The following is a 13,610-nucleotide window of genomic DNA, read 5'->3' as shown; positions in this document are numbered from 1 at the left end:
GTCCTACAGGGTCCGGAACAGGCCCTCCTGGACGACCGACACCAGCAGACGGCCGTGCACGTCGTAGATCCGCCCACGGGCCAGCCCACGGCCACCTGTCGCGATCGGCGACTCCTGGTCGTACAGGAACCACTCGTCCGCGCGGAAGGGCCGGTGGAACCACATGGCGTGGTCCAGCGACGCCATGTCGAAGTTCCGCGGACCCCACAGGGGCTCGACCGGGAGACGGACCGCGTCCAGCAGCGTCATGTCGCTGGCGTACGTCAACGCGCAGGTGTGCACGAGCGGATCGTCGCCGAGCGGACCGACCGCGCGCATCCACACCGCGCTGCGCGGCTCGGCGTCCTTGATCTCCTCGGGGCTCCAGCGCAGCCCGTCCGCGTACCGGATGTCGAAGGGCTGCCGACGTGCCATCCGCTCCAGCTGCTCGGGCAGCCCGCCCAGATGCTCCCGGACCTCCTGGGCGACCGTCGGAAGCGTCTCCGGGTCCGGGACCTCACGGGCCGGCGGCAACTGGTGCTCGAACGGACCTTGCTCGGGCTTGTGAAAGGAGGCGGTCAGATTAAAGATCGTGCGGCCCTGCTGCACGGCGGTGACGCGGCGCGTGGTGAACGACCGCCCGTCGCGCACCCGCTCGACCTGGTACACGATCGGCACGCCCGGCCGGCCCGGGCGCAGGAAGTACGCGTGCAGCGAGTGCACGGGCCGGTCGCCGTCCGTGGTCCGGCCGGCCGCGACCAGCGCCTGGCCCGCCACCTGGCCGCCGAAGACCCGTTGCAGGGACTCCTGCGGGCTGCGGCCGCGGAATATGTTGACCTCGATCTGCTCCAGGTCGAGCAGGTCGACTAGCCTCTCGGCCGGGTTCGTCATCGGTGTGTTTCTCCTGTGCCTGCTTCTCTGCCTCGGCCCGTACTCACAACTGGCCGACGTCGGTGACGCGGACGACCGCGCGACCCTCCGCGTCGGAGGCCGTGAGGTCCACCTCGGCGCTGATGCCCCAGTCGTGGTCACCGTTGGGGTCGTCGAAGATCTGGCGGACGCGCCACAGCGCGTTCTGCGGCTCCTGCTCGATGACCAGCAGCTTGGGGCCACGGGCGTCCGGGCCGGTACCGAGGTCGTCGTACTCGTCCCAGTACTTGTCCATCGCCTCGCCCCACGCGTCGGCGTCCCAGCCGGACTCGGCGTCCATCTCGCCCAGTTCGTCGACCTGGTCGAGCGCGGCGAGCTCCACACGGCGGAACATCGCGTTGCGGACGAGGACGCGGAAGGCGCGCGCGTTGGTGGTGACCGGCTTGACCTCGTCGGCCTTCTCCTGCGCCTCCTCGGCGGTCATCTCCTCCGGGTTGGCGAGCTGCTCCCACTCGTCCAGCAGACTGGAGTCGACCTGGCGGACCATCTCGCCCAGCCACTCGATCAGGTCCTGCAGGTCCTCGGACTTGAGGTCGTCCGGAACCGTGTGGTCGAGCGCCTTGTACGCGCCGGCCAGGTACCGCAGCACGATGCCCTCGGTGCGGGCCAGCTCGTAGTGGGACACCAGCTCGGTGAAGGACATGGCCCGCTCGTACATGTCCCGGATCACCGACTTCGGCGACAGCGGATGGTCCCCGACCCACGGGTGGCTCTTGCGGTACGTGTTGTACGCGTGGAAGAGCAGCTCCTCCAGGGGCTTGGGGTAGCTGATGTCCTGGAGGCGCTCCATGCGCTCCTCGTACTCGACACCGTCCGCCTTCATCGCGGCGACCGCCTCGCCGCGCGCCTTGTTCTGCTGGGCGGCGAGGATCTGGCGCGGATCGTCGAGGGTGGACTCCACGACCGAGACCATGTCGAGCGCGTAGGAAGGCGACTCCGGATCGAGCAGCTCGAACGCGGCCAGCGCGAAAGTGGACAGCGGCTGGTTGAGCGCGAAGTCCTGCTGGAGGTCCACGGTGAGGCGGACGATCCGGCCCTCGGCGTCCGGCTGGTCGAGCTTCTCCACGATCCCGCCGTCCAGCAGCGAACGGTAGATCGCGATCGCGCGCCGGATGTGCCGCAGCTGCTGCCTGCGCGGCTCGTGGTTGTCCTCGAGCAGGTGCCGCATCGCGTCGAAGGCGTTTCCGGGGCGCGCGATCACGGACAGCAGCATCGTGTGCGTCACCCGGAAGCGGGACGTCAGCGGCTCCGGCTCGGACTCGATGAGCTTGTCGAAGGTGTTCTCCGTCCAGCCGACGAAGCCCTCCGGCGCCTTCTTGCGCACCACCTTGCGGCGCTTCTTCGGGTCGTCACCGGCCTTGGCGAGCGCCTTCTCGTTCTCGATGACGTGCTCCGGCGCCTGCGCCACCACGAAACCCGCCGTGTCGAAGCCGGCCCGTCCGGCCCGGCCCGCGATCTGGTGGAACTCCCGCGCCCGCAGCGTGCGCACACGGTTGCCGTCGTACTTGGTCAGCGCCGTGAACAGCACCGTCCTGATGGGCACGTTCACACCGACGCCGAGCGTGTCCGTACCGCAGATGACCTTCAGCAGACCGGCCTGGGCGAGCTTCTCCACCAGACGCCGGTACTTGGGCAGCATGCCGGCGTGGTGGACACCGATGCCGTGCCGCACGTAGCGCGAGAGGTTCCGGCCGAACTTCGTCGTGAAGCGGAAGTTGCCGATCAGCTCGGCGATCTGCTCCTTCTCCTCCCGCGAGCACATGTTGATGCTCATCAGGGCCTGCGCCCGCTCCACCGCCTGCGCCTGGGTGAAGTGCACGATGTAGACGGGAGCCTGTTTGGTCTCCAGCAGATCGGTGAGCGTCTCCGTGAGCGGTGTGTACTGGTACGCGTAGGACAGCGGTACGGGCCGGGTCGCCGAACGGACCACCGCGGTGGGGCGGCCGGTGCGCCGGGTGAGGTCCTTCTCGAAGAAGGAGACGTCGCCGAGCGTGGCCGACATGAGGACGAACTGCGCCTGGGGCAGTTCCAGAAGGGGGATCTGCCAGGCCCAGCCGCGGTCGCCCTCCGCGTAGAAGTGGAACTCGTCCATGACGACCTGGCCGACGTCCGCCGCCTTGCCGTCGCGCAGGGCGATCGACGCCAGCACCTCGGCGGTGCAGCAGATGACCGGGGCGTCGGCGTTGACGGAGGCGTCGCCGGTCAGCATGCCGACGTTCTCCGTGCCGAAGAGCTTGCACAGCTCGAAGAACTTCTCCGACACCAGCGCCTTGATCGGCGCCGTGTAGAAGGTGACCTCGTCCCGGGCGAGGGCCGCGAAGTGCGCACCCGCCGCGATCATGCTCTTGCCGGAGCCGGTGGGCGTCGACACGATCACGTTCGCGCCGGAGACCGCCTCGATCAGCGCCTCCTCCTGGTGCGGGTAGAGCGTGAGACCGCGCTCCTGGGCCCAGGACTCGAAGGCGTCGTAGAGGGCGTCGGGATCTGCGGTCGGCGGCAGCTGATCGATGAGGGTCACGACCCCATCTTGCCTGCCCCGGAGCCCGAGGGGGGAATCGGATGCCCGGCCGAAGATCACGGCCGCTACGCTGGGGCGCCGACGGAGCGTCATCGCACCCGGTCAACTGGACAGCGGCGAACGAGGAACAGGGCGGGCAACGGCCATGATGGGACCAGCACATTCACTGTCGGGCGCCGCCGCCTGGCTCGGCGTCGGTGCCGCGGCCGCGGCGGCCGGGCACACGATGCCGTGGCCGGTGCTGCTGGCGGGTGCGCTGATATGTGCGGGTGCCGCGCTCGCCCCGGACCTCGACCACAAGGCGGCCACGATCTCCCGGGCCTTCGGCCCCGTCTCGCGCTGGCTGTGCGAGATCGTCGACAAGCTCTCCTACGCCGTCTACAAGGCCACGAAGAAGCAGGGCGACCCGCGCCGCTCCGGGGGGCACCGGACGCTCACGCACACCTGGCTGTGGGCGGTCATGATCGGCGCGGGTGCCTCGGCACTGGCGATCACCGGTGGCCGCTGGGCCGTCCTGGCGATCCTCTTCGTGCACATGGTCCTGGCGATCGAGGGTCTGCTGTGGCGGGCGGCCCGCGGTTCCAGCAGCGATGTGCTGGTGTGGCTGCTGGCGGCGACGAGCGCCTGGATCCTCGCCGGCGTCCTGGACAAGCCCGGCAACGGCGCGGGCTGGCTGTTCACGGACCCCGGCCAGGAGTACCTGTGGCTGGGGCTGCCGATTCTGCTGGGGGCCCTGGTGCACGACATCGGGGACGCGCTGACCGTCTCCGGCTGCCCGGTCCTGTGGCCCATCCCGATCGGGCGCAAGCGCTGGTACCCCCTGGGGCCGCCCAAGGCCATGCGGTTCAGGGCGGGCAGCTGGGTCGAACTGAAGGTGCTGATGCCGGTCTTCATGGTCCTCGGAGGCGTGGGCGGCGCGGTCGCTCTCAACGTCATCTGAATCCCGCCGTGGGCGGGGGCGGCTCAACTCGCCGGGCCCTCTCCGCGGCGGCACTCGCAGCGGACGACGGCCCTGCGTGCGGGCCCTGCCCGGTGTGCTCCCCGCGCGGTGAGGGCGGGCGGGACGGACCGGGGACGGCCGGGTCAGCCGGGCAGAGAGTCCTCGTCGACGATGTGCATCGCGGCCTCCTCGGCGGAGGCGGCCGCTCCGTCGATGCCCACATCGGTGGCGACCAGGGCGCTCTCCTCGTCCTCGTGGGCCCCCTCGTCCGGTGCCACCAGCCGGCCGGAGCGGGCGGAGCCCACCTCATTGTCCAGGAGTTCCCCGTCGGTGCCGTCGGTGTCTCCGAGACCGTCGCCGTCGGGGGCGGCGAGGTCGGGCAGTTCCTCCGCGAGCCGCTGGTCGAGGGTCTCGCCCTGTCGGCGCTCCGCGGCCGTCACGCCGGTGTGCTCCACGGCCCACGGCCTCTCCGGTGGCGACCAGCCCCGGTCCAGCGGGTCGTCGACACCGTCGTCCACGAGCGTGTCCTCCGCGTCGAGCAGACCCGCGTCGTCCTGGATCTCGGACGCGTCGGGCTGGTAGACGTCGTCCCCCCATCCTTCGGCGCTGTTCACGGGTTCCTCCAGGGGATGACGGGCCCGTCCTCACCACGGCCGGCGATGGAACACCACCGCTCGGGGCGCGGGCCGGGGGCGGCAGAGCATGGACGGATCAGGACGTTCTCGGACGGACCGGCCCGCTGCCGTCCACACGGCTGCCGCTCTCCAGCGTTCCACCCCGCTTCGGGGGGGCGCAACGGCAGCCGGGGAGGCCGAGCCCGGGCCGGGGTGCCGGGCCCGGCCCGGCCGCCGTGCGCCGAACGCCTTCCGAAGCCCGCTCCGCCTCGGGCCCGGGACGGTCCCGTCGGCCCCGGCCCCACCCCGCCCCGTCCTCCGGCGCCACCGTTCCTTCCGCACCGACGGACGGCGCATCCGGTGTCACGGTCCTCACCCGTGCCAGGACCGCCACAGGGCCGCGTAGGCGCCGTCCGCCGCGACCAGCTCCGTGTGGCTGCCCAGCTCGCTGATGCGGCCGTTCTCGACGACGGCGATGACGTCGGCGTCGTGGGCGGTGTGCAGGCGGTGGGCGATGGCGATGACGGTACGGCCGTCCAGGACACGGGCCAGGGACCGCTCCAGGTGACGGGCGGCACGCGGGTCGAGCAGCGAGGTCGCCTCGTCGAGGACCAGCGTGTGCGGGTCGGCCAGCACGAGCCGGGCCAGCGCGATCTGCTGGGCCTGCGCCGGGGTGAGCGCGACCCCGCCCGAGCCGACCTCGGTGTCCAGACCGTCGTCCAAGGCCCGCGCCCAGCTCTCCGCGTCGACCGAGGCCAGGGCGGACCACAGTTCGGCGTCCTCGGCCCCCTGCGAGGTGTCCTCGCCGGGGTGCAGCCGGGCGTGGGGGAGTGCGAGGCGGAGGTTGTCGCGCAGCGAACCGACGAAGACGTGGTGCTCCTGGTTGACCAGCGCCACCTGCGAGCGGATGCGTTCGGCGGTCATCCGGGACAGTTCGGTCTTGCCCAGGGTGACTCGGCCCTCGCGCGGCGCGTAGATGCCGGCGAGCAGCCGGCCCAGTGTGGACTTGCCGGCGCCGGAGGGGCCGACCAGGGCCAGTCGGGTGCCGGGGGCGACTTCCAGCGAAACCTGGCGCAGCACGTCGACGCCCTCGCGGTAACCGAAGTGCACCCGGTCGGCGAGCACGTCCCGTCCGTCCGGCTCCAGCGCGGAGTCCCCGGCGTCCGGCTCGATGTCGCGCACGCCGACGAGCCGGGCCAGCGCCACCTGCGCCACCTGCAGCTCGTCGTACCAGCGAAGGATCAGGTTCACGGGGTCGACGAGCATCTGGGCGAGGAGCGCGGCCGTCGTCAGCTCGCCGACCCCGATCCAGCCCTGGAGGACGAAGGCCCCGCCCAGCATGAGGACCGAGCCCAGGACGGTGACGTGCACGAGGTTGATGACGGGGAAGAGCACCGAGCGCAGCCAGAGCGTGTACCGCTCCCAGGCCGTCCACTGCTGGATCCGCAGGTCCGACAGCCCGACACGGCGCTCACCGAGGCGGTGGGCCTCCACGGTGCGTCCGGCGTCCACGGTCTCGGCCAGGGCGGCGGCGACGGCGGCGTATCCGGCGGCCTCCGACCGGTAGCCGGCCGGCGCCCGCCGGAAGTACCAGCGGCAGCCGGCCACCAGCAGCGGCACCGCGACGAGCACGGCGGGCGCCAGGGGCGGTGCCGTGACGACGAGCCCGCCGAGCAGCAGCACCGCCCACATCACGCCGATGGTCAGCTGCGGCACCGCCTCGCGCATGGCATTGGCCAGGCGGTCCACGTCCGTCGTGATGCGGGACAGCAGGTCGCCCGTCCCGGCCCGCTCCAGCACGCCCGGTGGCAGCCGCACCGACCGGACGAGGAAGTCCTCGCGCAGGTCGGCCAGCATCCGCTCGCCGAGCATCGCGCCGCGCAGCCGCACCTGCCGGACGAACGCGGCCTGGACGACCAGGGCGAGCAGGAACAGCGTGGCGGTCAGCTCCAGACGCAGGTCCCGTGCCCCGTCCGACAGCCGTTCCACGAGGTCGCCCAGGAGCCATGGACCGATCATCGAGGCGATGGTGGCGATCGTGTTGACGGCGACGAGGACCAGGAAGGCGCGCCGGTGCCGGCGGAACAGGTCCCCCACGTAGGCCCGCACGGTGGCGGGGGCGCCGACCGGCAGTGTGGTGGCCGCGGTCGGTGCCGCCGGGTCGTACGCCGGGGGCGCCACGCCGATCATGCGGTCTCCTCGATCTCTTGCAGCTCGTTCTTCTCGAATGCCGTGAGCACACCGCTCAGAGCGGCTTCCTCGTCGGTCTCCCGGGTCACCACGGCGCGGTAGCGCGGGTCGGCGTGCAGCAGCTCGCGGTGCACACCGACCGCGACGGCCCGGCCCTCGTGGACGAGGACGACCTGATCGGCCCGGTCCAGCAGCAGCGGGGAGGAAGTGAACAGCACGGTGGTGCGTCCGGCGCGCAGTTCTCGCAGGCCCTCGGCGATCCGCGCCTCGGTGTGCGAGTCGACGGCGGAGGTGGGTTCGTCCAGGACGAGGACGTCCGGGTCGGTGAACAGTGACCGGGCCAGGGCCAGCCGCTGGCGCTGGCCGCCGGACAGCGACCGGCCGCGTTCGGTGATCCGCGCGTCCATCGGGTCCTCGGCGTCCAGCGACCCCTGGACGAGCGCCTCCAGCACGTCCCCGCACTGGGCGGCCGCCAGCGCCGCCGCCGTGTCGACGTCACCCGAGGCGGGCACGTCGAACAGGTCGCGCAGCGATCCGGAGAGCAGCACCGGGTCCTTGTCCTGGACGAGGACGGCGGTGCGGGCGCAGTCGAGCGGCAGTTCGTCGAGCGGAACCCCGCCGAGCAGCACCGACGGGCCGTCCTGTGTGGCGTGTCCGCCCAGGCGTTCCGCCAGCCGTCCGGCGGCGTCAGGGTCGCCGCACACCACCGCGGTGAGGCGGGCGGTCGGCGCGAGCAGCCCCGTGGCCGGGTCGTACAGGTCGCCGGAGGGGAGGTCCGGCGGGCGGGTTCCGGCAGCTTCCGTGGCGCGTTCCAGTGACAGGACGCGGGCGGCGCGTCTGGCCGACGGGCGGGAGAAGGAGTACGCCATCGCGATCTCCTCGAAGTGCCTGAGGGGATAGGTCAGGACCGTGACGGAGCTGTAGACGGTGACCAGTTCCCCGACGGAGATCCGGCCCTCGCGGGCCAGGCGGACGCCGTGGAAGACGACCGCGATCAGCAGCAGCCCCGGCAGCATCACCTGGATGGCGCTGATCAGGGACCACATGCGGGCGCTGCGCACGGCCGCGTGCCGGACCTCCTGGGAGGCGTGGCGGTAGCGGTCGAGGAACAGCTCCTCGCCGCCGATGCCGCGCAGCACCCGCAGGCCGGCCACCGTGTCGGAGGCCAGTTCGGTGGCGCGTCCGGCTTTCTCGCGCTGGAAGTCGGCCCGGCGGGTGGCGCGGGGCAGCAGGGGCAGCACCGCGACGGCGAGGACGGGCAGGCCCACGGCGACCACCAGCCCCAGGGCGGGTTGATAGACCACGAGGCCGACGCAGACCAGCACGACGGTGAGGGCCGCGGCGGTGAACCGCGACACGGCCTCCACGAACCAGCCGATCTTCTCGACGTCACCCGTGGACACGGCCACCACCTCGCCGGCGGCGACCCGCCGGCTCAGCACGGAGCCCAACCGCGAGGTCTTGCGGGCGAGAAGCTGCTGGACGCGGGCGGCCGCGGTGATCCAGTTGGTGACGGCGGCGCGGTGCAGGAAGGTGTCTCCGACGGCGGTGGCGACACCGGCCAGCGCCATCAGCCCGCCGGCGAGGGCGAGTCGCGAACCGGAGCGGTCGACGACTGCCTCGACGGCGAACCCGACACAGAACGGCAGCGTCGAGACGGCCACGAAGTGCAGCAGTCCCCAGGCCAGTGACTTGAGTTGACCGCCCGACTGATTGCGGCCGAGCCACCACAGGAAGCGGGGCCCGGAGCGTACGTCCGGCACACCCGGGTCGGGGTACGGAAGGTCTTGGATCTGCATGACGTCCCAGTGGCTCGTGTCAGGAGGGGAGGGGGGAACGCGGACCAGGGGAGTGCCCGCGAGAGCGGCGGCAGCAAACCGTGCAAGGTTCCCGTCGGAGGCTGGTCGGAATCAACCGGTTTTCCGCGGCACCGCATGGATCCGGTCGGCCCGCACGGACATGCCTCCCGTGTCCGGGGCCGAGCCGCCGACGGGAGCCCCCGTCCGTCCTCCGAGCCCGCTCAACAGCGGGGAGCCGCGGTCCCGTCGATGAGCGTGTCCAGCAACTTCCCGAGTACCGCCCGCTCCACGTCCGTCAGCGGTGCGAGCATCTCCCGCGCCGCTGCCTGGCGGGCCCGGCGCAGCTCGCCGAGCGTCTCGCGGCCCGCGTCCGTCAGCTCGATCCGTATCACCCGTCGGTTCGTGGGGTCCGGCACCCGGCGCACCTTTCCGCTCGCCTCCAGCCCGTCGACGAGCGTGGTCACCGCGCGCGGCACGACCTCGAGGCGCTCGGCGAGGTCCGCCATGCGCGGTGGCTCGCTGAAGTGGGCGAGGGTGCGCAGCAGGCGGGACTGCGCCGGGGTGACACCCATGTCGGAGTGCTCCAGGTGGCGCTTCTGGATGCGGTGCACCCGGCGGGTGAGCCGCAGCAACTGCTCGGCGAGCAGGCCGTCGGGATCGGGGGTGGTCATGCGGGAACAATAACAGGATGCCGTTCATTGTGAATATAGGTAACAATGAGCTACGCTCCACGAGTCCTCCCGATCGACCTCCCGAAGGAGCCCATGCACCCCGACACGCCAGATTCCTGGACCCCGCCCACCGGCGCCGAGCAGCAGCCGCGTCAGGTGCGCCGCATCCTCAAGCTCTTCCGCCCCTATCGCGGCCGGCTCGCAGTCGTCGGCCTGCTGGTCGCCGCCTCCTCGCTGGTCTCGGTGGCCACGCCCTTCCTGCTCAAGGAGACGCTCGACGTCGCCCTCCCCCAGGGGCGTACGGGCCTGCTGAGCCTGCTCGCCCTCGGCATGATCCTCAGCGCCGTCCTCGCCGGGGTCTTCGGTGTCCTCCAGACCCTGATCTCCACGACGGTCGGCCAGCGTGTCATGCACGACCTGCGCACCGCCGTCTACGGCCGTCTCCAGCGCATGTCGCTCGCGTTCTTCACGCGTACGCGGACCGGTGAGGTGCAGTCGCGCATCGCCAACGACATCGGAGGCATGCAGGCGACCGTCACCTCCACCGCCACCTCCCTGGTCTCCAACTTCACCAGCGTCGTCGCCACGATCGTGGCCATGGTCGCCCTCGACTGGCGGCTGACCGTCGTGTCCCTGCTCCTGCTGCCGGTCTTCGTGTGGATCAGCCGCCGGGTCGGCAACGAACGCCGGAAGATCACCACCCAGCGTCAGAAGCAGATGGCCGCCATGGCCGCCACCGTCACCGAGTCCCTGTCCGTCAGCGGCATCCTGCTCGGCCGCACGATGGGCCGCGCCGACTCGCTCACGCAGTCCTTCGCCGGAGAGTCCGAGCGCCTGGTCGACCTCGAGGTGCGGTCGAACATGGCCGGCCGCTGGCGCATGGCCGTGATCGGCATCGTCATGTCCGCCATGCCGGCCTTCATCTACTGGACCGCGGGACTGGCCCTCCAGCTCGGCGGCCCGGACGTCTCCCTCGGCACCATCGTCGCCTTCGTCTCGCTCCAGCAGGGACTGTTCCGCCCGGCGGTCAGTCTGCTGTCGACGGGCGTGCAGATCCAGACCTCGCTCGCCCTCTTCCAGCGCATCTTCGAGTACCTCGACCTCCCCGTCGACATCACCGAACGCGCGAACCCGCTCCACCTCGACAACGTCCGGGGCGAGGTCCGCTTCGAGGACGTCACGTTCCGGTACGACGGCAAGGGCGGACCGGTCCTCGACGGCATCGACGTCACCGTGCCGGCGGGCGGAAGCCTCGCGATCGTCGGCCCGACCGGCGCCGGCAAGTCCACGCTGGGGTATCTGGTCCCCCGCCTGTACGACGTGACGGGCGGCCGGGTCACCCTCGACGGCGTCGACGTCCGCGACCTGGACTTCGACACCCTGGCGCGCGCGGTCGGCGTCGTTTCTCAGGAGACGTACCTCTTCCACGCCTCGGTCGCGGAGAACCTGCGCTTCGCCAAGCCGGACGCCACCGACGAGGAGCTGTACGCCGCGGCGCGGGCGGCCCAGATCCACGACCACATCGCCGCCCTGCCCGACGGGTACGACACGGTCGTCGGCGAGCGCGGCCACCGTTTCTCCGGTGGGGAGAAGCAGCGCCTGGCCATCGCCCGCACCATCCTGCGGGACCCGCCCGTCCTCATCCTCGACGAGGCGACCAGCGCCGTGGACACCCGCACCGAGCGCGCTGTCCAGGAGGCCATCGACGCGCTCTCGGCGAACCGCACCACGCTCACCATCGCGCACCGGCTGTCCACCGTCCGCGGCGCCGACCAGATCGTGGTCCTCGACGCCGGCCGGGTGGCCGAACGGGGGACGCACGAGCAACTGCTGGCGCGGGACGGGCGGTACGCGGCCCTGGTGCGGCGGGACGCCCGGCTGGAGCCGACAAGATGACGATACGCCAGGTTATGCCGATTTCCTGACGATATGCGGGTTACCGTGCCCGCATGCAGATGAACACTCCGCCACGGAGCACGATTCGACTGACGCGCCGGGGCCGTCTCGCCCTCATCGCGACCGGAGCCGTCGTGGCCGGCACCGCCGTGGCGGTGCCGCTGCTGAGTCCGGACAGCCACGAGGAGAAGAGACCGACCTCCCTGGTGATCCCGGAGGGCTGGCGGGCGAACCAGATCTACGCGGCCGTCGACAAGGCCCTCGCCCTGCCCGCCGGCACCACCAGGAAGACCGTGCCCACGGCCAACCTGAGGCTCCCGATCGACGCCGAGGGCAACCCGGAGGGCTACCTCTTCCCGGCGACGTATCCGCTGGGCAGGAAGCCGACGCCGCAGGCGCTGCTGACGCGGATGGTCGACGCGGCGAACGAGAAGTTCAACGGAGCGCCGATCGCCGCCGGAGCCCAGCGCAACGCGATGAACGTGTACCAGGCGGTGACCGTCGCCAGCATCGTCCAGGCCGAGGCCGCCACCAAGGCGGACATGGGCAAGGTGGCCCGGGTCGTCTTCAACCGCCTGGAGCGCGGTATGCCCTTGCAGATGGACTCCACCGTCAACTACGCGCTGAACCGCTTCTCGGTGAACACGACGGAGCGGGACACCCGCATCGAGAGCCCCTACAACTCCTATCAGCGCATGGGTCTGCCCCCGACGCCGATCGACAGCCCCGGCGGGGACGCGATGCGTGCCGCGATCAACCCGACCCCGGGCGACTGGCTGTACTTCGTCACGGTCAAGCCGGGCGACACGCGTTTCACGTCGGACTACGCGGAACACCAGCGCAACGTCGCCGAGTTCAACAGACACCAGCAGAGCGCACCGGTCGCGACGAACCCGTCGAAATCCCGGTGACGACGCGCTCCGGCGGCCCGGCGGTCCCGGGGGCGGGCATCGGGGCGCGCGACGGACGTCAGGCGGCGGCCGGCTCCTGCGAGCGTCCGGCGAGCAGCCGTCCGATGTCGCGTACGGCGGCACGACCGGCCCGGTTGGCTCCGATCGTGCTCGCCGACGGCCCGTAGCCGACGAGGTGGATACGAGGGTCGGCGACCGCGCGCGTGCCCTCGACCCGGATCCCGCCGCCCGGTTCGCGCAGCCGCAACGGCGCCAGGTGATCGATGGCGGGCCGGAAGCCGGTCGCCCAGAGGATGACGTCCGCGGCCACCCGCCGCCCGTCGCGCCACTCCACGCCGTCCGGGGTGATCCGGTCGAACATGGGCAGCCGGTCCAGCACTCCGTCCGCCAGCCCCCGCCGGATCGCGTCGTTCAGCGGCAGCCCGGTCACGGAGACGACGCTCCGCGGCGGCAGCCCCTGGCGCACGCGTTCCTCCACGAGCGCGACCGCGGCACGGCCGGCGTTCTCGTCGAAGGGGCCCTCGCGGAAGACGGGCGGGCGCCGTGTCACCCAGGTGGTGGCGGCCGCGAACGGGGCGATCTCCAGCAGATGCTGCGTACCGGACGCCCCGCCGCCCACCACGACCACCCGCTGCCCGGCGAACGCCTCCGGGCCCGGATACCGCGCGGTGTGCAGCTGACGTCCGCGGAACGTCTCCTGGCCGGGGTAGCGCGGCCAGAACGGCCGGTCCCAGGTGCCGGTCGCGTTGATCAGGGCCCTCGTCGCCCAAGGGCCGTCGGAGGTCTCCACGAGCAGCCGCCCGCCGTCCCCCTCACGTACGGACCGCACGTCCACCGGGCGCCGTACGCGCAGGTCGAAGGCGCGCTCGTAGCGGTCGAAGTACGCCGCGATCACCTCGGACGACGGCCGCCGAGGATCCGCGCCCGTCAGCTCCATACCGGGCAGCGCGTGCATCCCGTGCACCCTGCCGTACGTCAGTGAGGGCCACCGGAACTGCCAGGCGCCGCCGGGTCCGGGCGAGTGGTCCAGCACCACGAAGTCGCGCTCCGGCGCGAATCCGGTACGCCGAAGGTGATAGGCGCCGGCCAGTCCCGCCTGGCCGGCGCCTATCACCACCACCTCGACCTCACGCATGTCGTTCACGCTTCTACCAACAGCGCC

General features: G+C 71.7%; 10 protein-coding genes. 3 read left to right on the top strand and 7 right to left on the bottom strand.

Going from position 1 to position 13,610, the window contains the following annotated elements:
• Window positions 1-3 precede the first annotated feature (3 nt).
• Both ACZ3KJ_RS18825 and ACZ3KJ_RS18820 read right to left on the bottom strand, forming a co-directional pair.
• Window positions 4-870: an acyl-CoA thioesterase gene (locus ACZ3KJ_RS18825; RefSeq protein ID WP_467528252.1), complete on the bottom strand. Its 867-nt coding sequence runs from the start codon at window positions 868-870 to the stop codon at window positions 4-6.
• Between the two features lie 43 nt (window positions 871-913).
• Window positions 914-3,427: a DEAD/DEAH box helicase gene (locus ACZ3KJ_RS18820; RefSeq protein WP_467528251.1), complete on the bottom strand. Its 2,514-nt coding sequence runs from the start codon at window positions 3,425-3,427 to the stop codon at window positions 914-916.
• Between the two features lie 145 nt (window positions 3,428-3,572).
• Here ACZ3KJ_RS18820 and ACZ3KJ_RS18815 point away from each other — a divergent pair, with 145 nt between their 5' ends.
• Window positions 3,573-4,367 carry a metal-dependent hydrolase gene (locus tag ACZ3KJ_RS18815; protein ID WP_467528249.1) on the top strand — a complete coding sequence of 265 codons (795 nt, stop codon included), beginning with the start codon at window positions 3,573-3,575 and terminating at the stop codon, window positions 4,365-4,367.
• Between the two features lie 143 nt (window positions 4,368-4,510).
• On the opposite strand, the gene ACZ3KJ_RS18810 is transcribed toward ACZ3KJ_RS18815, so the two are convergent.
• From ACZ3KJ_RS18810 to ACZ3KJ_RS18795, 4 genes are all read right to left on the bottom strand, one after another.
• Window positions 4,511-4,981, bottom strand: coding sequence for a DUF5709 domain-containing protein (locus tag ACZ3KJ_RS18810; protein WP_467528247.1), 471 nt, complete (start codon window positions 4,979-4,981; stop codon window positions 4,511-4,513).
• Between the two features lie 372 nt (window positions 4,982-5,353).
• Complete coding sequence (locus ACZ3KJ_RS18805; RefSeq protein ID WP_467528245.1) at window positions 5,354-7,171, bottom strand: ABC transporter ATP-binding protein; 1,818 nt, start codon at window positions 7,169-7,171, stop codon at window positions 5,354-5,356.
• Window positions 7,168-8,970: an ABC transporter transmembrane domain-containing protein gene (locus tag ACZ3KJ_RS18800; protein WP_467528244.1), complete on the bottom strand. Its 1,803-nt coding sequence runs from the start codon at window positions 8,968-8,970 to the stop codon at window positions 7,168-7,170. The genes ACZ3KJ_RS18805 and ACZ3KJ_RS18800 overlap by 4 nt, the downstream gene beginning before the upstream one ends.
• A gap of 221 nt (window positions 8,971-9,191) precedes the next feature.
• The gene (locus ACZ3KJ_RS18795) at window positions 9,192-9,641 is read right to left on the bottom strand and encodes a MarR family winged helix-turn-helix transcriptional regulator (protein ID WP_467528242.1); all 450 of its coding nucleotides are present in this window, start codon (window positions 9,639-9,641) and stop codon (window positions 9,192-9,194) included.
• A gap of 93 nt (window positions 9,642-9,734) precedes the next feature.
• Here ACZ3KJ_RS18795 and ACZ3KJ_RS18790 point away from each other — a divergent pair, with 93 nt between their 5' ends.
• Both ACZ3KJ_RS18790 and mltG read left to right on the top strand, forming a co-directional pair.
• A complete protein-coding gene (locus tag ACZ3KJ_RS18790) occupies window positions 9,735-11,537 on the top strand; it encodes an ABC transporter ATP-binding protein (protein ID WP_467528240.1) in 1,803 nt (600 codons plus the stop codon).
• A gap of 53 nt (window positions 11,538-11,590) precedes the next feature.
• Window positions 11,591-12,448, top strand: coding sequence for an endolytic transglycosylase MltG (gene mltG, locus ACZ3KJ_RS18785; RefSeq protein ID WP_467528238.1), 858 nt, complete (start codon window positions 11,591-11,593; stop codon window positions 12,446-12,448).
• Between the two features lie 58 nt (window positions 12,449-12,506).
• Here mltG and ACZ3KJ_RS18780 read toward each other — a convergent pair whose 3' ends face one another.
• Window positions 12,507-13,583, bottom strand: a complete 1,077-nt coding sequence (locus tag ACZ3KJ_RS18780) for an NAD(P)-binding domain-containing protein (protein ID WP_467528607.1) — start codon at window positions 13,581-13,583, stop codon at window positions 12,507-12,509.
• Window positions 13,584-13,610 lie beyond the last annotated feature (27 nt).

This window comes from Streptomyces sp. NPDC003248, from assembly GCF_055563235.1.
The sequence above is the reverse complement of the archived record's forward strand: the minus strand, read 5'-3'. Positions and strand labels throughout refer to the sequence as shown.